The 20,555-nt window shown below is 68.4% G+C and carries 15 protein-coding genes; 7 read left to right on the top strand and 8 right to left on the bottom strand.

Annotated features, from left to right (window positions below; all coding sequences use genetic code 11):
- Positions 1-9: 9 nt before the first annotated feature.
- The 5 genes from HPY32_RS18270 to HPY32_RS18250 are packed head-to-tail and all read left to right on the top strand — an operon-like array spanning position 10 to position 5,413.
- Positions 10-1,395, top strand: a complete 1,386-nt coding sequence (locus tag HPY32_RS18270; RefSeq protein ID WP_067579586.1) for a flavin-containing monooxygenase — start codon at positions 10-12, stop codon at positions 1,393-1,395.
- A 35-nt stretch (positions 1,396-1,430) separates the two neighbouring features.
- Complete coding sequence (locus tag HPY32_RS18265) at positions 1,431-2,675, top strand: NADH:flavin oxidoreductase/NADH oxidase family protein (protein ID WP_067579588.1); 1,245 nt, start codon at positions 1,431-1,433, stop codon at positions 2,673-2,675.
- Positions 2,676-2,686: 11 nt separating this feature from the next.
- Positions 2,687-3,487, top strand: coding sequence for an SDR family NAD(P)-dependent oxidoreductase (locus tag HPY32_RS18260; protein ID WP_067579590.1), 801 nt, complete (start codon positions 2,687-2,689; stop codon positions 3,485-3,487).
- A gap of 1 nt (position 3,488) precedes the next feature.
- Positions 3,489-4,265 (top strand): acetoacetate decarboxylase family protein, encoded by a 777-nt coding sequence (locus HPY32_RS18255; RefSeq protein ID WP_067579592.1) that lies wholly within the window; start codon positions 3,489-3,491, stop codon positions 4,263-4,265.
- Positions 4,266-4,288: 23 nt separating this feature from the next.
- The gene (locus HPY32_RS18250) at positions 4,289-5,413 is read left to right on the top strand and encodes an MBL fold metallo-hydrolase (RefSeq protein ID WP_197696351.1); all 1,125 of its coding nucleotides are present in this window, start codon (positions 4,289-4,291) and stop codon (positions 5,411-5,413) included.
- 712 nt (positions 5,414-6,125) lie between these two features.
- Here HPY32_RS18250 and HPY32_RS18245 read toward each other — a convergent pair.
- The 6 genes from HPY32_RS18245 to HPY32_RS18220 all read right to left on the bottom strand — a co-directional run bounded on the left by HPY32_RS18245 (position 6,126) and on the right by HPY32_RS18220 (position 15,048).
- Positions 6,126-6,533 (bottom strand): PIN domain-containing protein, encoded by a 408-nt coding sequence (locus HPY32_RS18245; protein ID WP_067579594.1) that lies wholly within the window; start codon positions 6,531-6,533, stop codon positions 6,126-6,128.
- Positions 6,518-6,781 (bottom strand): type II toxin-antitoxin system Phd/YefM family antitoxin, encoded by a 264-nt coding sequence (locus tag HPY32_RS18240; RefSeq protein ID WP_067579596.1) that lies wholly within the window; start codon positions 6,779-6,781, stop codon positions 6,518-6,520. The genes HPY32_RS18245 and HPY32_RS18240 overlap by 16 nt, the downstream gene beginning before the upstream one ends.
- Positions 6,778-8,073: a TIGR02679 family protein gene (locus HPY32_RS18235; RefSeq protein WP_197696352.1), complete on the bottom strand. Its 1,296-nt coding sequence runs from the start codon at positions 8,071-8,073 to the stop codon at positions 6,778-6,780. The genes HPY32_RS18240 and HPY32_RS18235 overlap by 4 nt, the downstream gene beginning before the upstream one ends.
- 68 nt (positions 8,074-8,141) lie before the next feature.
- A complete protein-coding gene (locus tag HPY32_RS18230) occupies positions 8,142-12,263 on the bottom strand; it encodes a TIGR02680 family protein (protein ID WP_067579599.1) in 4,122 nt (1,373 codons plus the stop codon).
- Entirely contained in the window at positions 12,260-13,477 is a 1,218-nt protein-coding gene (locus HPY32_RS18225) for a TIGR02678 family protein (RefSeq protein ID WP_067579601.1), read from the bottom strand. Before HPY32_RS18225 ends, HPY32_RS18230 begins: the two co-directional genes overlap by 4 nt.
- Positions 13,477-15,048 carry a TIGR02677 family protein gene (locus HPY32_RS18220; RefSeq protein WP_197696353.1) on the bottom strand — a complete coding sequence of 524 codons (1,572 nt, stop codon included), beginning with the start codon at positions 15,046-15,048 and terminating at the stop codon, positions 13,477-13,479. The genes HPY32_RS18225 and HPY32_RS18220 overlap by 1 nt, the downstream gene beginning before the upstream one ends.
- A gap of 446 nt (positions 15,049-15,494) precedes the next feature.
- On the opposite strand from HPY32_RS18220, the gene HPY32_RS18215 reads away from it, so the two are divergent.
- A complete protein-coding gene (locus tag HPY32_RS18215) occupies positions 15,495-16,634 on the top strand; it encodes a cytochrome P450 family protein (protein ID WP_067579603.1) in 1,140 nt (379 codons plus the stop codon).
- Positions 16,635-16,642: 8 nt separating this feature from the next.
- On the opposite strand, the gene HPY32_RS18210 is transcribed toward HPY32_RS18215, so the two are convergent.
- The gene (locus HPY32_RS18210; protein ID WP_067579605.1) at positions 16,643-17,305 is read right to left on the bottom strand and encodes a phosphate signaling complex PhoU family protein; all 663 of its coding nucleotides are present in this window, start codon (positions 17,303-17,305) and stop codon (positions 16,643-16,645) included.
- 166 nt (positions 17,306-17,471) lie between these two features.
- Here HPY32_RS18210 and HPY32_RS18205 point away from each other — a divergent pair, with 166 nt between their 5' ends.
- On the top strand, positions 17,472-18,911 hold the full coding sequence (locus HPY32_RS18205; RefSeq protein WP_067579606.1) for an SMP-30/gluconolactonase/LRE family protein: 1,440 nt from the start codon (positions 17,472-17,474) through the stop codon (positions 18,909-18,911).
- Positions 18,912-19,574: 663 nt separating this feature from the next.
- On the opposite strand, the gene HPY32_RS18200 is transcribed toward HPY32_RS18205, so the two are convergent.
- Positions 19,575-20,549: a stage II sporulation protein M gene (locus HPY32_RS18200; protein ID WP_067579608.1), complete on the bottom strand. Its 975-nt coding sequence runs from the start codon at positions 20,547-20,549 to the stop codon at positions 19,575-19,577.
- Positions 20,550-20,555 lie beyond the last annotated feature (6 nt).

The raw sequence follows: 20,555 nt of genomic DNA, 5'->3' as shown, positions 1-20,555 counted from the left end.
GAGGTCGCAATGGTGCACCGTTACTGCATCATCGGAGCGGGTTACACCGGGCTGGCCGTGGCGAAGGCGTTCACGGATCTGGGTCTGGACTACGACCATGTGGAGGCGACCGATGCGATCGGCGGCAACTGGTCACACGGTGTGTACGACTCGACGCATCTGATCAGCTCGAAGGCGATCACCCAGTATCCGGACTATCCGATGCCCGCGAACTATCCGGATTTCCCGAGCGCCGCACAGATGCGGGACTATCTGCGGTCCTTCGCAAGCGCATTCGGCCTGGATCACCGCATCGAATTCAACACCGTGGTGAAAAATATTGCGCCGCTCGATGATTCGGGGCTGACCGGTTGGCGGGTGGAGATCGCGGATGGTGCGGTGCGCGAGTACGCGGGCGTGGTGGCGGCCAATGGCCACTACTGGGATGTGCACGTGCCGCACTATTCGGGTGAGTTCATCGGCAAGCAGATCCACTCCAAGCACTACAAGCGCCCGGACGATCTAGACGGTTCCCGAGTGCTGGTGGTGGGTGCGGGGAACTCCGGCTGCGATCTGGCCGTCGAGGCAGCGATCACGTTCGGCACCTCGGAGCTGTCGTTGCGCCGCCCGTACTGGTTCATCCCGAAGTATGTGCTCGGCATTCCGAGCGGTGCGTTCGATTTCGGCTCGTTGCCGGTGCCGAAGCTGTTGCAGGAGGCCGTATTCCGGTCGATCGTCGCGGTCGGCATGGGCAGTTACCGCAGTTTCGGGCTGGAAAAGCCCCGGCACCGGATCTTCGATCAGGATCTGGTGGTCAATCAGCAGCTGCCGTATTTCCTCAAGCACGGCCGGATCGCCGTTCGTCCGGAGATCGCCCGATTCGACGGGCGCACGGTGCATTTCACCGATGGCACGAGTGGTGAGTACGACACGATCGTGTGGGCCACCGGTTTCAAGACGACGTTCCCGTTCCTGGGCGAAGGCTTGCTCGAGTGGGAGCGGGGGCAGCCGCGGTTGGTTGCACATACTTTCGCCCCGGGATTGGCGAACCTGTATTTCGCCGGTCTGGTCGCGCCACGTTCGGGAGCGGGGATGCTGCTGATGAACAGCTCCCGATTGCTCGCCGAGGCGGCGCTGCTGCAGCAGCGGCTGCCTGTACCGGTGGGCGATCTCTACGCGCGTATCTCGAAGCCGTCCGCGCGGATCCTCGCGGGTGGACCGGAATTGCGCTGGGAGGTGCGGCGCGGCCGGACGCTGGTCCGGGCCGCGTCCCGGTTGATGACAGTGAGTTCGCTGCTGTCACGCAGGCCCGCCGCGGACCCGGACATCCGGACCGAGGACGGCGCCGTCACCTCCGAGGCGGCGGCGCGCACCGCGCCACAGTCGGGCCCGCGCCTCGTACGCACTACCGCTTGATCCGAATCCCGCTGTCACACACCAGGAGTTCGCCGATGTCCCCTAAGACCCATACGCCCGGCACGGTCGCCGTCGGCAGTCCGTTGCGGCTGCCCTGCGGTGTCGTCCTGCCGAACCGCCTCGCCAAGGCGGCGATGAGTGAGCAGCTCGCCGATATCACCGGCGCGCCCTCACAAACTTTGACCCGACTCTACAGTGCCTGGGGGCGTGGTGGTGCGGGTCTGCTGATCACCGGCAACGTGATGATCGACCGCCGCGCCTTCGTCGAACCCCGCAACGTCACCCTCGAAGACGAACGGCACCTGGAACAGGTCGGCAACTGGGCGCGGGCCGGAGCGCGGGAAGGTGCGGCGATGGTCATGCAGATCAACCATCCGGGACGGGTGGCCGTGGGGCCGCTGTACCGGCGTCCGGTCGGACCGTCCGCGCTGCGCCCGCAGGCGGTCGGATTCAATCTGCGCAAGCCGCGGGCGTTGTCGAGCGACAAGATCGCCGAGCTCCGGCGGCGTTTCGTTCGCACCGCCGAACTCGCTGTCACCGCAGGGTTTTCCGGTGTGCAGGTGCATGCGGCGCACGGGTATATGCTTTCACAATTCCTCTCGCCGATCGCTAATCAGCGCGACGACCGATACGGCGGCAACGCCGAGAATCGTCGCCGCCTGCTGCTGGAGATTGTCGCTGATGTGCGAAAGACCATCGGTCCCACCGCGATTCTGTCGGTGAAGCTCAACTCGGCCGACTTCCAGCGCGGGGGATTCGAGGAAGACGAATCCCTGGATGTCGCGCTCGCGCTGGAAGCAGCCGGTATCGATCTGCTGGAGATCTCCGGCGGCAACTACGAGGCCCCGGCGATGACCGGCGTCATGTCCGACAGCACCCGCGAGCGGGAGGCGTACTTCCTGCGGTATGCCGAGGCGCTGCGGGCGCGGCCGAGGGTGCCGCTCATGCTCACCGGCGGCATCCGTACCCGCGAGTTCATGAACGAGGTGCTCGGCACCGGCGCGGTCGACCTGATCGGATTGGGCCGCCCGTTCGCGATTCGACCCGATATCGCGGCCGGGCTGCTGGCGGGCGAGCGCGAACCGCAGGCGCTGCCGATCGCGCCGCGCATTCCACTGCCGGGAGCCGACCCGATCAACTCGTATCTGCAATTGGCTTGGCACGCGGCCAATTTCCGTCGCATCGCTGCTGGAGCCGAGCAGGTGAGCGGACCGGGCGCGGCCCGCACCCTCGCCGCCGCCGGCCTCACAGTGACCGCTCGCGCGCTCACCCAATTCTGAGGAGCCTCCTGATGAGTTTGCCCACACCCACACCAGGTGTACCCGCCGTGATCACCGGCGCCTCCTCCGGAATCGGTGCCGCGCTCGCCGAAGGTCTTGCCCGGCGCGGATATTCACTGATCCTGGTGGCCCGCCGCGAAGACCGGCTCCAAGATCTGGCCGACCGGCTGTCCATCGAGCACCGCGTAGGAACAGAGGTCCGCGCCAGCGATCTGTCCGATCCAGGCGCGCGCGCCGAGCTGTGCGACGAACTCGGCGAACGCGATATCGCGGTGCTGTGCAACAACGCCGGATTTGCCACCTACGGCGGGGTGGCGCGATCGAATCCGGCACGGGAGCGCAAGCAGGTCGAACTCAATGCCGTTGCGGTGCATGACCTAACCCTCGCGGTATTGCCAGGCATGGTCGCTCGTGGTGCAGGCGCGATCCTGATCACCGGGTCCACGGCAGGTAACCAGCCGGGACCGAACAATGCCACCTACGCCGCGACCAAGGCGTTCGCCAATACTCTCGCCGAATCGCTGCACGGCGAACTCGTCGGCACCGGGGTGAGCTGCACATTGCTCGCGCCCGGCCCGGTGCGCACCGAATATGCCGAAGCCGCAGGGGTTTCCAACCTCGACAAGCTGGTGCCGGGACTGTTGTGGGTCAGCGCCGAACAGGCCGCCGAGCAAGCGCTCAAAGGGATGGCCGCCGGTCGCCGCCGTGTGGTGCCCGGAGCATTCGCCAAGGTCCAGACCGTCGGCGGCCAATACACGCCACGCGGATTGGTCGGCCCGATCTTGCGCGCCGTCTACCAGAAGGTGAACTGATATGGGATGGGAACCAGACAGCCGGACCTCGGGCCGCGCCATCGGAACAGATCTGCGGCGGCTGCTGTCGCTCGGCGATCCGCGTGGCAGCCTCTACCGCGACGCCCACTACTTCACCGCCACAGTCGAAATCGACCCTAACCGGATGCGGCAATGGCTGCCCGCCGGGATTCGGCTCACCGAACCGGCCCGCGCGGACCTGTTCACCGCGTGGTTTCCCGACTGCAACTACGGTTCGGTCTATCACGAGGCAGGACTGTTCGTGCACATCAAGACCGTGCAGGGGACCGGAATCCATTGCCCGTGGATGATTCTCGATGACGACGTCGCCCTGATCCTGGGCCGCGAACTGCTCGGATACCCGAAAAAGCTCGGCGAGGTCGACTGGACACTGACCGACACCGAAATCCGCGCCGCGGCCACCCGCCGCGGCCACAAATTGCTGAGCATGGGCGGCCGACTGGGTGAGGTTATCACCGATCCGCCCCCCATCCTGGCCCGCCCGCACCGCAATATCGCCGGGCTGTCCGGGCTGTTCCCGTCGTGGGTAGTGGGCTTCGCCCCGCGCGAACAGGTACTCGAAGTCCGGCGAATCGAGGACTTCACCCTGGAAGTGCACGGCTCCGAACGCGATCCGCTCGACCAACTGGGTATCGGCCGCGTCGTCGAGGCCCGGCTGCACCGCGTCGACCTTTATGGCGGATGGCTACCACCGGTCCCGCTGCGACCGTTGACCCCACTCTTCGGCCTCACCCACCTGCGGCCACGCATCCTCTGACCCGGCCTGATCGGAGCAAACTCATGAGCATCGCCGAACGCCTCGCCACCGAACCGGTCGCCATCCCGCGCCCGACAGTGACCGCGCCGTTCCCGCGCATCGACACCTTCGACAAGGCACTGACCGCGCCGGGCGGATTCGGCGCGCGGTTGCGTGCGGCCCGCACCGCCGCGCAGGATTTCCGCCGCGAATTCGCCGCCACCGGATACCCGGATTCGGTCCGCACCCACGACCTGATCTCGTTGCCGTATCCCACCCGGTATGGACTGTTCCGCGCAGCGATCACCCCGGCCCCGTTCCTCACCATCAGCAACCGCATGCTGATCGTGCGGTGGACCGACAGCGACGGCACCGTCCGCACTTTGCTGTTCGAGCCCAGCGATCACGAACTGGACTCCTACACACCGTATTTCGCCGAGCTACAAAAATACACACCGGGTCCGGTCCGTGGCTTGTTCGTTCGCGAGCACTCCGACGTCCGCACCGCCTGCCGCGCCGCGGGCGTCGACCCGGCAGAGGTCGACTATCTCGCCTTCGACCACCTACACACCCAGGATGTGCGCCGCTGGCTCGGCACCACGAAACCTCAACCCGATATCAGCCCGAAAACCCCAGTGACTGCGGCTTTTCCGAACGCCAAACTGCTCGCCCAACGCGACGAACTCGAGGCAATGGCCGACCTGCACCCGTTCCAGCGGCCCTGGTACCAGCCGAGCACCTTCGTCGACCTACCGCCGGAAAAGATCCTGCCACTCGACGGCAGCATCCTGCTCGGCCCCGGTGTCGCACTCATCGCGACCCCCGGCCATGCCATGGGCAACCAGAGCCTGGTCCTCAATACCGACACCGGCATCTGGGCGATCAGCGAAAACGCCGTCGCCACTGAATGTCTCACCCCCGAGCACTCCCGCATCCCCGGCCTCGCCGGATCCACCAAAACCTGGGGGCACGAGGTCGTCCTCAACGCCAACACTATCGAAACCACCTACGAGCAATACAACTCACTCATCATCGAGAAGACCATCGTCGATGTCTCCCAATCAGATTCACGATTCCTGCAATTCTTCCCATCCAGCGAGCTGACCGGAGCTCTGCTGAACCCGGGCACCAGACCTACCTTCGCCCACCGCGCCATCCGACATGGCTGACCTGTGAACCGACCCGGCCAGTCCGCGATGATCGGATATCGCCGATCATCCTCGTCTTCGTCGGCCACCTGCTGGACGAACATGTGGGCCGAACTTGCCCCGCTCTACGCGCAGGTTCCGGTCCACCCGCGTCTCGCGTGCGGCGCGGTTGACGCTCGAACGCGCTGACGCGTTCGAGGTGGTCGTTTCGCAGGTGTAGTAGGCGATATTCGATACACTCGAATACGTAAGCGTGGCACGGATGCCTACGGCGAGGTGCTCGAATCCCCCTTCGCCCACCACGTAAGCACGGAAACCTGGCAATCTTGCCGGGTTTTCGTGCTCAAGTGCTTTTTGGCCACCGAATCTCCGGCATGAATGCCGCATTCGGGTGTTCGAGTGCCTACCCGAACACGCGGTGTCGCTGCTTTCACTCTCTGTGTGGGTCTGATGCTTGCCTTCGGCCGACGGCTCAGGTCGAACCCTGGCGAGGATCGTCGGCCGAAGCGATATGTGCGTAGTGGGTTGCTCAACTTCGTGCCGTTCAGTTCGTCATCCTGCGGATCACTTGTCGCGCACGACCTTTCGGTGAGAGGTGTCCTGCCTCGGGCTGACACGTTGCGGCGCCTGAGGCGGCCAGGGCGGAAGTCCTGGAGCCGTCGATGCGGAAGAACTTCGACGGGTGGGAAATTCGTTAGGGCACCTCCCTTGCGATAACGGACATCGGTGTACGTCACCTCCGATCAGGGGTGATCTCTACGACGCCGGGCAATTGCCCGAATTTGGCTTTGGCATCGAGTGAAACGACGGTTCGGCCGGTCTCGGCCGCGTGGGCCGCGATGATCAGGTCGTGTGCGCCACGTGGGGTGCCCGTGCGACGTGCGTGGGCGATGAGTTGGGCGTGGTAGGCGGCCGTACGCTTGGTGTAATCCAGTACGTCGATGTCTGCCAAGAGCAGATCCAGTCTGCGCGATCGGGCGGCTGCCCGCTCTTGGGTCTCGGCGAGTTCGATACCTACGCGGAACTCCGCTACGGTCACTGCGGCCACGGCGAGCTCGTCGTCATCGAAGACGGTCCGGTCGATCTTCCCGCGCTCGTAAGCGATCAAGATGCCGGTGTCGAGGATCAGGCTTCGGCCCATGGGTCGCTCATTTCGTCTGAGACAAAGGACAGTCCATCGGCGATGTCGGACTCGTAGTCATTGTCGAACGGCGGTATCTCCGAGTTCTCCAGGGCGAGCCGCAGATCCCGGCCCGTTCGTTTGGGCGCGGGCGCGATCACGGCAACGGTGTGCCCGTGTCGCACGATGGTTATCGTTTCACCGTGCTCGGCGCGGTCGAGCACGGCGGAAAAGTTCCGCGATGCCTCGGCAGCTGTCATCGTACTCATGAATTCAGAATATCTGAATTACGAGGAGAGATGGTACGAAGGGCTAGCGGTGAGCCCGAACTGGCTGGGTCCGCTCGCCCGTGTCCAGTCCGGGTGGCGAGATCCTCGACTAGCTCGTCGAGCACGAGTTCTTCCTCGATGCGAACGCCGTGTCGACGCAGGGTCGGGGCCAGCTCAGTGTCCCAGACCGCGGCCGCCGGGCGTCCGGACAGTGTGCCGCCGGTGGCCCGCGGCAGCGCATTCAGATAGTCGGCGGTGGTGAATCGCCAAGGCCGCCACGGTATGTGCCGCGTGAGTGAGTTGGCGATGCGGACGCCGCCCCAATCGAAGTCACCGTGGTAGGCAAAATCCGCGCCGGCTTCGGAGAGCATCTCCAGCAGGTGCCGGGCGGCAGCGGAGGGCTGCCCGGACAAGCAGATCAGCGGCGGGCAAACCGATCCCAATCGGTCGGCGGCGGATGCAACAACGATCGGGTTCTCGCAGATCCGAACCAGCGCTGACCGGACGCCGAGGACCGCCGGTTCGATGCGGGTGAGCTGCCGCAGCGTGAGCACAACGGGTTCGCTCGCGGTGCGCGCCAGCGCCAGGATCTGACCCATGGCCGAGTCCGGTCCGCCGGGCAGGCCCAAGGCCAGCACTGTCGAGGACAATTCGTCGCGGTGCACGCCTACCGCGGCCCATGCTGCCCGCCTTTCCAGCGCCGACCCCGACCCCGCCGGTGCTGACCCGGCCAGGGCTCGGGCAGCCGATATGGCCAGCGTAGCGAGCGGCCGACCGTCATCGAGCGCATGCGCCTTTCCGGTGGCGTCGGCGGCAAGCCTGCCGAGCGCGACGTCTTTGGCGGGCAGTCGATCGACCACCCGCGCCAAGCCGGCGCACAGTTCATGCGCCGCGATTGCGTCGGCGGCGCAGCGGCGCAGCAGGCCGGTACTGTCCAGCCATTCGCGCCAGTCCCGCAACTCGGGCCGGCGCTCGGTGAGCTCGTCGAGCGGAGCCTGAGCCAGCAACCATTCCCGGGCCTCGGCGGCCGATCGCTCGGACTGGTTCACCACCACCCCAACCAGCACTCGGACCGCGCCCGCCAGCCCGTCCGGTGCCGCGCCGCTGCCCCGTAGCACGGCGTCCACCTCGTCCAGCGATACCGTCAACGATCCACCGGTACGTCCGCGTCGGCCGAGTAGCCGCTCGACGGCACGGCGTTGTTCCAGGCTCGCTTTGGCCAGGGTGGTGCTACCGGTGACCGGTTCTCCCCGTTCCAGCCTGTGCCGCACCCGATTTACCAGCCACGCCAACTCATCACCGCCGAGTAGCCGCCGCACCCGCTCGGGATCGCCTGCCTCGGCGGAACTCTCGACGCCGCTCAGAACAACCCGCCAGCGGACTCGGCGGGGGAGGCGGCGGGTACCGGCAGTCGTGAGATCGGCCGCGCCATCGCGACGCGCTCCCTGCCATCCCAGCGCCAGGGCGTGACAAGCACCGCGTCTATCCCGTCCCGGCGCGACAACTGCGCGATGGCCAAGCCTGGAACCTGTGGGTAGCAACCCCATTCACGCTCACTGGTCATCACGACGTCGAGGTCGAAGGCGGCGAGCAGGCCCAGGCATTTGGCCCGCGAGTCGTCGTCCACACCGGCGAAGGCCTCGTCGAGCGCGACCAGTCGTGGCGCCTGCGGGTTCCCCGCGGAGCTGTAGAACGAGGAGGCCGCGGCGAACAGCGGGACCGAAGTGACGAGCGCCCGTTCGCCACCGGATGCCGGGCCGGCCGCAGGCCGCCACTGACCGTCCTGATATCGCTGGATCCCGAATTCGTGCCAGGACCGGTAATCCAGCGCCCGGGTGAGCTGTTCGGTCCAGCCACCGCCGGTGGTGTCGTCGCTGTGCTCGCGGTTGATTTGCTCCTGCAGAAACGCGCCGACCAGCGCACGGTCCGCAGTGCTCCACGCGTCGGCGGTCTGTCGCAGCAGCCGCTCACGCACCCGTTCCAGCCCTTCCGGCGCCCCGCGCACCGTGCGCCATTGCAGGCGCAGCCGCATACCGGTCGAGGTGGGTCGCGCCGCCAGGTCGGCATTGATCGACCGCACCTGGTCCTCGGCGCCGGAGATCAGTTCCTGCAGCAGCCCGGCCACCTCGTTGACCAGATGGTTCTCCAGGATCTCGCGTTCCTTGGCGGACAGCAGTGTGGCGCGGTGCTCGGTTTCGGCCGTCAGTGCGTCCACCAGACCCGGCACGTCCTGCTGGCGGCCCTGGAACCGCACATCCACCACGATGATGCCGTCTCGGACGGTGAGACCCACCGAATGACCCTGCCGGGAGAGCGTGTCGGTGAGCAGTTTGTGCTCGGCGGAAACCCGCTGCTGTATCAGCTCCCAAGGCCGTTCTCCCGCATCGAGGTCGGCGAGTTCGGCATCGATCGCGCGGGCCAGCGTCACCGCCGGGGTCGGAGCCCAGTCGGCGGTCACATCCGGGACTGTCAGGTCGGGCAGCGCGGTGGCGAGCAGGCCGGTGGCGGCGAAGGCCCGCAGTTCGGCGATTGTCCGCTCCCGGTCGGCCGTCACCTCATCGAGTTGTGCCGACAGCGTTTCGCGCTGCCCTTCGGCACGCCCGCGGTCGCCGACGGCACGTTGCTCGGCGGCCAGCGCGGCGTCGATGGCCTTCTCGCTGGCGGCGATCTCGGTCTCGACCGCGGCCAGCTCACGGAACAGTTCGTCGACGGCTGTGCCGGCGGTCTCGACGAGCGTGCGGTGCCGCTCGGCCGCACTGTCCGCTTCCATGCGGGCTTGCCCGGCCGCGTCAACAGCCTCGTCGCGTCGGTCGGTGGCCAGCTCGCGCTCGTGCTCGGCGTCGCGTACCGCGTCCTGTGCTCGCGCATCGGCGCGGGCCGCCGGCCACAGCCCAGCCAGCGCCACCCGATAGTCACCGAGTGCGGTCCGGACCTCCGCCAGGGCCGACCGATCTGCGGGGAGGTGCACGTCCTGCGCGAATTCCGTTGCGGCGGACAATGCCTCGCGAGCACGTGTCGCACGGCGAGCGTATTCGGCGGCGGCCTCGGCGTGCTTGCCGTCCAGCAGTTGCCGGGCCCGGTGCTCTGCGGTCACCCGGCTGTGCGCATCCCGCAGGGCGGTATCGGCCGGGTGGCGCCGCTGTTCGGCGAAGATCGCCTCCTGGCGGTCGGCCAGCTCAATGGCCGTGGCGGCCAATGTCTCCAGCCGGGCCTCGACCTGTTGGAGCTCGGCGTTCAGCCGTTCCAGCCGGGCTCGCCGCGCGGTCTCCCGCGCTCCCTCCCCGATATACGCCGCCGCGGCCTTGTGCCAGGAACCCCGCAGCACGCCGATCCGGAAGCTGCCGTCGGTGTCCACCCAGGTGGTGGCGCTGTCGCGCCCGAAACCGATGGCGCCCAACGCCGCGATGACCGCGGGCTCATCCAGCGCCGCGGCCTGCGGGTCGGCGCGATCAATGGCAGGGGTCAGCACGGCCGTGAGCCCGCCATCCGGAGCTGCGGTATCCGGTGCGATCAGTACGTCGTCGGTGGCACCGTCGCGCAGGGTGCCATCCGGATCCAGCCAGGCGTCGAGGATACCCGCGGCCTGCACCGCGGCCTCCAAACCTGCCCGCTGCTCATCGGATACCGTGGCGGTGAAGTCGACGACCTTCCACAGTGGCGCCCCGGGCCGAGTCCGGCGGGCAGCTTCATCCCGGGTAGGCGGCGCGGGCGGCGCATCGTGGCCGCCCTGTTCCAGTCGCGCGATTTCCTCGACCAGTTCGTCGCGCTCGGCTGCGGCGGCCGCGGTCGCCGCCTCCACACCCTGCTGTTCCCGGGCGACCGCGGCGGTGGCCAGTCGCACCGCCTCGGCCACCGCGGTGGCGGCCGGGTTCGGACCGTCGAGCGTGTCGACCCAGGCATCGAGGGCTGCCTGAACCGTGTCGAGGTCCGCGACTCGCACATAGCGTGCGTCACGAAGGTATTCGGTGAACTCGGCCACAAGGGCAGCACCGGCGGCCGTGACGTCTTGCTCGGCCTCCAAGATTCGCTCGACGGCCTGCTGCAGTTCGCCGGTGATCCGATCCATCTCGTCGTGGGCACGTTGTGCGGCCCGGTCCGCGGTGTCCGCGGCGTCCAGCAGCTTCGCCAGCGTGGTCAACGCGGTGTGAGTCGCATCGACAAGCTGGTCGCCTGCTCGTTGCGCCGCCAGGTAAGGCTCGGAATCCGTCGCCAACACCTCGAGGATCTCGGTGTGGCCCGCGGAAAGCCCGGCCGAAGCCGCGGCCCGCGCCGCGCCGTCGGTGGCCCGGCGGTAAGCGTCGGCGTCGGCGGCGGCCATCCCGCGCGCGGATGCGAGCTGACTTTCCCTGCGCTGCAGCGTATTTACGGCATTCGCGAGATCGCGCTCCCGATCGGCCGCCAGCGTGCCGAGCCGCTCGGCGTCCAGCTTCGCCTGGTTCAATGCCTTGGCGTCGCGCATCTCGGGGCTGTCGTGCAAAGCATCGCGCCGCGCGGACAGCGTTGTCCGGTGCTGCCCGGCCGCCTCTCGCTCCGCCACCGCAGCGGCCACCGCGACCTCAGCCCGGGCAAACGCCGACTGCGCTTCGGCCAGTTCGCTGTTCAGCTTTTCGTAGCGACTGTGCGCCTTGCGCGGCGGTTCGGCGCGCCGCTTCGCCGCGATTCGTGCATACCTGCGGTAGTGGCCCAAGAACGCCTCGCCTGCTGTCTTCGCCTCGGCCAGACCCCGCAGCGCCTCGCGTTCCTCGTCGAGGCCGCGGAACGCCTCGGCTACCGTGGTGATCAGCACCGGATCCAGCGGTGGCAGTGCCTCGGTGAGCGCCCGCGACAGCAGCTTCTCGTCCGGCTTCTTCGACAACTGCGGCTGCCGCAGTTGAATCAGCAGATTGACCAGGGCCTCGTAGCGGTGCTGCCCCAGCCCGAACAGCGCCTCGTCGACGGCGCGGCGATAGTCGGAGGCCGTGTCGTAGACCCCGTTACCGCCGAGTGCGTCCTTGAGCTTCTCCCGGGTCAGCGCCACCTTCGTCGGGCCGACCAGGGACAACTCTCCCACGGCGCCCCGATGGCCGACGCGCTGCTCGGTCACGAAGAACCAGTGCCGGGCGATGCCGCGCCCGGCGACCGCCTTGAGCCCGCAGCCGATGGTCCGGTATTCGGGTGTTCCGTCGGAAGTCAGCCGGCCGAACTCGAGCCATGTGTAACCGAGCCGCTCGGTGTGTGGATGTTTGCCGCCCAGCAGCAGATTCCATTCCATCCGCTTGTTGCGGTCACCATCAGGTTCCACCCGGTGCGCGGCCAGCTCGCCGTCGAGCAGAAACGGCAGCGTCAACGCCAGCACCTTCGATTTGCCGGTGCCGTTGTTGCCGCGCAGCAGCAGGCGGCCGTCGTGGAAGTGGAACTCCTCGACGTCGTAGTAGAACAGGTCCACGAGCCCGGCCCGCAGTGGCTGCCAGCGCTGCCGGGCCGGTGTGGGAAGGTCGCTCATCGCGGCCGTACCTTTCGTGTCGTGCGGCGTATCCGTGGCTCGCTGCCATCGCGAATCACCGCTTCCTGCACGGAATATCGGGCGATCGCGGGCAGCGCGCGCACAGCTTCCGGCGGCGAGTCCGCAACCAGCCGCAGCGCCCGCAACTTGGTCAGGGCGATCTCGAGCAGTTCGGCGTCCGCGCCGGGCTCGGTCACGCCGCGGCGCCAGTACGAGGTGTGCTCACGCGCGAGTACACGCACGTGGGCACGCAGGGCGTCGATCGAAACCGGCTCACCGACCCGCCCGGACAGATACTCCGCTATCAGCAGTGTGACGTGGCCGTCGGTGCGCTGCTCCGGCATGCGCACGTCGGTCAGGTCGTCGTCGGGATCGACCATCGCGATGCCTTCGGCGCGCATCTCGGCAACCAGACCGGTCGCATCCTCGATGCGGCGGGTGATGGCGACACGCTGATTGATCAGATAGGCCCGCTCGTCGTCGGTCAGGTCGTCGTAATAGAGCACCGGATCGTCCAGCAGCCGACGGGTCAGCTGATGGCGCAGCGTGCGGCGGCGCAAATCCTCTGTGTCGGGCACCGATTCGGTCGACAGTGCCTTCAACCGCTGCTCGAACCCGCCCTCCGTAACCGTTGACGGTCCGCGGCCTGTGGTGAGCAGCGCTGCCAGCACCCGGCGGCGGACGTCGTACAGCACGTCGCCGGTGTCGCTGAGGTAGGAGTCCTCCTCGCCGGCAACCCGCTCCAACGCGCCCCAAGCCAGCAGCAGTCGTACCACGGCCACCAGGTCGGTCCGTTCGTCCCGGCGGCTCAGTGTGAATTCCACACCGGCCGCGGATAATTCCGGTTCGCCAGCGGCAACCAGCACACCCTCCGCCAGACGGCCCAGGGTGATCTGCGTGTCGGCTCGCTCCAGCACGGCGAGCGCCAGGCACAGCAGCACGTAACGTCGACGGCCGAAGGGCGCCTTGCCCTTTCCCTCCTGCGCGGGACGCGTGGCGTCGTCAGTGGTGGCGGAGACCTTGAACAGCCGCGCCGATTCGGCATCCACCACGAGCCGCCAACCGGTCTCGGCACCGAACCAATCTCGCAGATGCGCGGCATGCCGGCGGACCAGACGCAGCGCGTCCTCGTCCGCACCGACCGTCAGCAGCGGTTTGGTCAGTAGTGCTCGCATTGCCCGGCGGCGCTGGGTAGCTTCCTCCTGCGGATCCATCAGGCCCCCACCAGTGCGGCGCCTATGAGATCGATGATCTCGATGACGTGTTCCGGGCCGCGCAGAACCCCATCCTCGGTGGGAATCTCGACAACCGGCGCGTCGGCAACCGAGGTCAGCCGGATCAGCAGCGTGCCGTCGCTGGTGGTGGTCTCTACCTCGGTGGCGCCGGGCTGCCGCGCCGACAGCGCATCGCCTAGCAGACCCAGGAACAGCCGGAAAACGCGGGTGTCCAGCACATCGACTTGGGACAGCAGGACTGGGCCGCCGGTGGACAGCCTGGCTCGAGCGGCTGTGACCTCCCGCTGTTCGCGGGTGGCATGCTCCTCGAGCATCCGGCGGGCCTCATCGCGGTCGGCGACCCGGGCCGGTTGGCCGCGCCGCTCATAGGTGCCGGTACGCCGCAGTTGCGGGCTGATCTCTACGCCCGGCGCCTCGGCCCACGGGGTGCTGGGCGGTGGCTCCACCTGCTGCCACTGTTGCACCGTCTCCACCGTCACGGTCAGGTGCCGGGCGGGGGTCAGACCGAAGGCGGCGCGCCACAGCCGGTGCGCCGCAGCGTCGTCGGGCGCCTCGGCGAACCACTGGGCCAGCGCTCGGAAATCGGCGGACCGGTCGGAGCGGCCGGAGCGCCGCTCGTTCAGCGTGGCGACAGTGTCGATCAGTTGAGTGATGGCAGTGACCGCCGCCGAGCGCAGCAGGCGGGCCTGCGATGGGTGGCGCGGGTCGGTCGAGACAAACCATTCGCGCAGGCCACGCCACCGGTTGTGCCACATGGTGAGCGTGTCGGAGAGTGCCGCTTCGTATGCGGCCCAGCCCTGGTCCGCGGTATCGGGCAGGTCCGGCATCGCATCTCGGGCCTCGCGTTCCACCGCCAGCCGGAGTAGACGCTCCACCTCATCGGGAGTCAGACCCTCCAGCAGCGCCGCGATTTCCGCGCCCCGGTTGGCGAGGTCGGCGATGAACCGGTTGATGTAGTCGATCAGCCGCTGCTTATAGGCCACGAACGCCTCGACGTCACCGTCGGAGAAGTCGATCACCCGGCGCAGCGAGGCCATGAAGGCCTGGGCATTGTCGGCCAGCCCCGAAAACCGTTCCACCAGACCGAGCAGCAGCAGATGCACCTTGGCCGGGTCGATATCGGCCACCTCTGCGCGCGCCAGCGCCACCAACGCGCGCAACTGATTCGCGATGTCCTCCAGCGCCACCGACTGCAGCGCACCCCGGCGGCCCAGTGCCGCGTCGTAGACGGCCAGCGCCTCCTCGGCCGCCTGCCCCGCGACAGTTAGCTGGTAAAGATATCGGGCCCGATGGAAGTCGGCCACCGTGGTGACCCGGCCGGTATCCGGATCAGACCGCAGGTTGCCCCACCCGACCAGCTGCTCCAACGCGGCCGACACCGTCTCCGGCGTACTCGGACGACCCAGCTCAGCCGCCACATCCTCCGGCCGCATGTGCACGATGAACCGATCCCGCGCCCGCGCGAAGGTGACCAGCACATCCCGATAGAGTTCCGCGTTGGGGGCGCTCAGATGGGCGAATGGCTGTACGGTCGGTTGGTCGGCATTCACGGGCACCATTGTGCCGAACCGCACCGACAGCCCGACTGTGATCGGTGCGCCAACCTTGCATACGGAAACACCCCAGATCCGGACGGGGTGCGCCGAGCGACCGGGACCATCCACGTGAGGTTACGAATCGATCTACGTGACTGCTTGACATGATCCATGCGGGCACGCCATATTCGAGCTACTCGAATACACGATCGTGGCACGGTTGCCGTCCGTGAGGTGCTCGAATCCCCCTTCGCCCACAGATAGCGGGAAGCCGCGGACCACGGAAGTATTCGGGTCCGCGGCTTTCTTGTTTTCCTGGTCACTTCGGGAGTGTCGCTCGCAGTGCCGGGCGTGCCGCCGGTTCGCCGACCGGTCCGGACGACCGAGGCTGTTCATGCGGCTTGACATGTCGGGCGCATCGACTCCTATTCTCCGGAAGCGAACGGCGACAAGGACGGTTGATGGCGGATCGGGTGCAGGCGATCGGGGTGGGGGCGCGCACGCGCTGGGACGAGCATGCGCGGTGGCGCGGTGCGGTGCACGAGGCGGAATTGCCGGGTGGGCATCGGGTTTGGGTGGTCGCGGGCTACGACGAGGTCGCCGCGCTGCTCGCCGATCCGCGGCTGAGCCTGGACAAGCGGCACTCCGGCGGCGGCTACGCCGGATTCGCGCTGCCGCCCGCGCTGGACCGGAATCTGGGAAATATGGACGGCGCGGAACACGCCCGCGTCCGCCGCCTGGCCGCGCCCGCCTTCTCCCACCACTCGCGCGCGAGCCTGGCGCGGGCGGTCGCCACGATCGCGCGGTCGGTCTTCGCGGCGCTGCCCGAATCGCCCACCGGCCCGGTGGATCTCATGGCCGCGCTGTGCATCCCGGTGCCCGCGCTCACGCTCGGGAGCCTGCTCGGCGTTCCGGTCGACCTGCAGCCGGGGCTGCGGGACGCGGTCGGGGCCATGGTCACCTTCGATGCCTCCGTGCCCGAGTCCGCGGTCCGGCTGCGGGACGCGATCGGCTGGCTCACAACCACATTCACCGATCTGGTGGATGCCAAGCGCCGCGCGCCGGGCGAGGATCTGATCAGCGGGTGGGTGCGCGCCCGCGACGAGGACGGCGCGTTGAGCGAGGAGGAACTGGTCTCGCTCGCCTTCCTGATGATGCTGGCGGGGCTGGAGAACGCGGTGTATCTGTGCGGCAACCTGATTGCCGCCCTGCTCACCACCGCCGATATCGCGGACTGGCCGCGTCGCCGGGCCGAGCTGATCGAGCGGGCCAACCCGCTGCCGTTCGCGCTGCGCCGCTTCGCGACCACCGACCTGGTCCTCGGCGATGCCGCCATCGCCCGCGGCGACACCGTGCTGCTGTCGCTGTTCGGCGCCGACTCCGATCCCGCCCGCGGCGACCGGCCCGGCCTCATGTTCGGTCGCGGTCCGCACTACTGCCTGGGCGCGCAGATCACCGACCTGGTGGTCGACGCGGTCGTGCCGGAGGTGTTCGCCCGGTACCCCGGCCTGCGCCTGGCGATTCCGGAAGCCGAACTGACATACCGGCATTCGTGGCGCTCGCACGGGTTGGCCGAGCTGCCGGTCCTCCTCGCGTCCTGACCCAGCTGTTACGACTGGTCCGGCTGGGCGGACAGCGGGGTTCCGGTGTGGAAGAACTGGATCAGCCGCCCGATCCGCACGCTGTGTTCGGCACAACGCTCGAAATGATGGGCGAGCAGCGCGAGATCCACGGCCATGGCGCTGCCGTGCGACCACTCCGGATCCGCGATCAGCCGCAGCACCCGCTGATGCAGTTCGGGCAGGGCGGCGTCGGGTGCGACCAGCATCTGGCCCGGCGCCGGATTGTGCGCGGCGATGGCGCGGTGTGCGGCCGCGGTCAATTCGGCCGTGCCGCGGCCGATCTCGCCGAGCAGGGCGACGACCCCGGGCGGCCCGACCGGATCCGGGTAGCGGCGCACCACGCTGTCGGCGATGCGGGTGGTCAGCGACCCCTGCTGGGACAGATCGTCGGCAATCTGGATCGCGCTCACCACATGCCGCAGATCCCGGGCCACCGGGGCCTCGAGGGCCAGCAGGATCACCGCGCGGTTCTCGCAGTCGCCGTAGCGGGCCTGTAGCTCTTCCCCGACCGCGAACACCTCGTAGGCGACCGTCAGATTGGCCTCGGCGACGGCCACCGCCGCGCGCTCGGTCGCATCGCGGGCCAGCCCGGCCAGGCGGGTCAGCGCACCGGTCAGCGCCGCCAGCTCCGAGGAGAATTTCGTCCGCACGTCGATATCTTGGCCGCTCGCCGGGCAGCACGCATCGATACCGACTAGTTATACTCTCGGACCCATTGGCGGGCAGCGAGTCTCGCCGCCGGAGCCGTCAATGCCCCGAGACGACTCGCCCGTGCCCGGCGCCAACCTGTGCAAATGCTCGAGACAGGATCGGACGATGGCTCGACTCCCCGCCCGCGCGACCGCGACCGTGGCCGCCCTCGCCGTCTCGACCGTCCTGGGCGTCGCGGCCACCGCGCGGGCCGCCCCGGCGTGGGGCCCGTTCGCCGCGCCGAATCCGTATCTGGGTCCGCTCGGCTCGGCGACCATGCACGCCGACGCCGGTTCCTCCGACGCCGTCCCGCGGCCCGGCCCGGGCGCGCGACCGGTCGCGGCCACCGTATATCCGCTGGCCGCCGCCTGCCCGACCATCATGCAGGGCTCCGACGGACTGGTCGTCGCGCTGTGCACCGCCGTCGCCGGGCGAACGCCGACGGTCTATCTGATCGATCCCGCCGCCACCGGGCCGCTCGGCCTCGGCGCCCCGCTGGCCGCGCTGCCGCTGGTGCCGGGCGGACTGCTCGGCGGCGTATACGCCTATCTCGACAATGCCGACCGGCTCGTGGTGGTCGACGGTCGGCGGCAGCTGATCCGGGTCGCGCACGAGCGGGACGCGGCGGGCCGCTGGAGCCTGCGCATCGCCGATTCGGTCGACCTGTCCGGGGTGGTGCCGGGGAACGACAGCGTGGTGGGGCTGGTGCCGGATTCGACCGGCGCGGTGTGGTTCGCGACCGCGCACGCGGTGGTCGGCCGGGTCGATCCCGCCGGGCGGGTGACCGGCCTGGCGCTGCCCGCGGGGGAGGAGGTGGCCAACAGCATCTCCGCCACCCCGAACGGAAGGGTCGCCGTCGCAACGACATTCGCGCTCTACGAGCTGACGGCCGACGGGTCCGGCGCGCCGCGCGTCGACTGGCGCGCCGCCTACGATCGCGGTCCCGGCCGCAAACCCGGTCAGCTCAGCTGGGGCACCGGCGCCACGCCCGTCTACTTCGGCCCCGAGACCGGCGCCGACTACGTGGCCATCGTCGACAATGCCGCGAACGCGGCGAACCTGCTCGTATTCCGTTCCGGCACCGGGGAACCGGTGTGCTCGCAACCGGTGCTCACCCGCGGCGGGCCCGGCACCGAGAACGCGCCGATCGGCCTCGGCCGGACGGTGGTCGTGGCGAGCACCTACGGCTATCCGTATCCGGCGCTGCCCGAGGGCGCCGGGCCCGCCGTGCCGCCGACCGCCCCGTTCACCGGCGGCATGACCCGCGTCGACGTCGGCCCCGACGGCTGTCACACCGTGTGGGAGAACACGATTCGTTCCTCGGCGGTGCCGATGCTCTCGGCCGCCGACGGGCTGATCTACACCGTGGCCCGGGTCGGTCCCGGGAACACCATGCCGCTGGACGGTTTCGAGTCCACCGCGGTGGACGCGCGGACGGGCGCGGTCGCGGCGCGGAGCCCGCTGCCCGGCACCATGCTCGAGGATCCGCTGCAGACCGCGCCGCTCATCACCCGGGATGGTCGGATTCTGCAGGGCACGACCAGCGGAATCCTGCGCATCGGGTGACCGCCGGACCGGACTCGTTCCCGGATTCGATGTGACCTTCGTCTCACTTGGAACAGGTCGGGTGGGGTCGGAAAGGGGCTCCGACGGGGTTGCCGGGCGGTGTTATACGCATCCCGGTTGGTATTGACCCGCAGGTAAATGGGTGGACGTACGACAACTTCCGTGTATTGCTGAACGCCGATCTTGTATAGACGGCTGATAACAAACTTTGGGTCTGTTTCACCGTTGGCAACCGCTTGGTCATCAGGTGACGAAACGGTAAACGGCCAGTTCGTAGCCGCCCGGAGTGGGGCGGAGGGGATTCTCGTGATAAATCCGCAAATCTGAAATGTTGCCACTTGGGTCGATTGCGGGATGGGAAATCGGGTGAAGGGGAGGGATCGGGCGGATTCGCGATCGGTGGCGTCCGGCGGCCGACACAATGGGTGCTACGAATTTGCCGTACGCGTCGAACAACGGTGCCCGACCGCGGGTTTCGGCCGAAGTCTTATACGCCCGCGCAGCGTGTGGTGGGTTGCATGGCGATAACGATTGTGTAGAGTTGGAGCCAACGCTGGCCGCAGCTGAGCTGGACTCGCTGCGGCCAGTGGCTCTCAAATCGGGGCTCTCCCGCCGCATTCGAAATTCCGCGCAGCGCCTTTCGGCGGCCCGCGCGCGGCCCGATCAACCCGCGATGCGCCGATCGGTAACTATCGACTCCCGCGCCGCCCGGCGGCCGAGTCCGAACACATAGGCGAGAAATGCCGATTCGGCCAGCAGCCCGATGCCGATCCGGACCGGCGCGGGCCATCCGCTCGGCGTCACGAAGCCCTCGATCAGGCCCGAAATCAGCAGCACCGCAACCAGACCCAGCGCGATGGTGGCCGTGGCGCGCCCCTGCCGGGCCAGCGCCCGGGCCCGGCTCAGCCCGCCCGGATCGATCAGCGTCCAGCCCAGCTTCAGGCCCGCGCCCCCGGCCACGAAAACCGCTGTCAGCTCCAGCATCCCGTGCGGCAGCAGGAAGCCGAAGAACGAATCCAGGCGTCCGGCATCGGCCATCAGGCCCGCCGAGACCCCGACGTTCAACGCGTTGCCGAACAGCACCAGCAGCGCGGGCAGCACCAGCAGGCCGCTGAACAGGGCCATCGCCGCCACCCAGGCATTGTTCGTCCACACCTGGGCGGCGAAGGCGTCGTGCGGATGATCGGAGTAGTAGCTCTCGAACGCGCCGCCGGGGCCGGTGAGGTCCTCGGTGTCGCGCGGCAGCCCCAGCAGCTGCCGGGCATTGCCGGAGCCGGACACCCAGATCGCGAAACCGGCCGAGACGCAGACGAACACGGCGCTCACCGCGACCCACCAGCGCCACGCCCGATACACCGCCGCCGGGAAACGGTGGGTGAAGAATCGGCCCACCTCGCGCCAGGCGTCGACGCGCGAACCCAGCACCCGGCCGCGCGCCCGGGCCAGCACCGCGCTGAGGCCGCCGATCAGCTCGGGATCGGGGGCGTGCGACTGCAGGCGGGCCAGCTGCTGGGAGGTCCGCCGGTACAGCGCCATCAGCTCGTCGGCCTCCGGGCCGGACAGGCGGCGCTGCCGCGCCAGGCGGTCGAGCCGGTCCCAGGACCGCCGGTGCGCATAGGCGTACGCGTCCACATCCATCGGTTG

The organism is Nocardia terpenica (genome assembly GCF_013186535.1).
Classification (GTDB): domain Bacteria; phylum Actinomycetota; class Actinomycetes; order Mycobacteriales; family Mycobacteriaceae; genus Nocardia; species Nocardia terpenica.
Note: the sequence above shows the minus strand (reverse complement) of the source record. Positions and strands in the feature narration are given on the sequence as shown.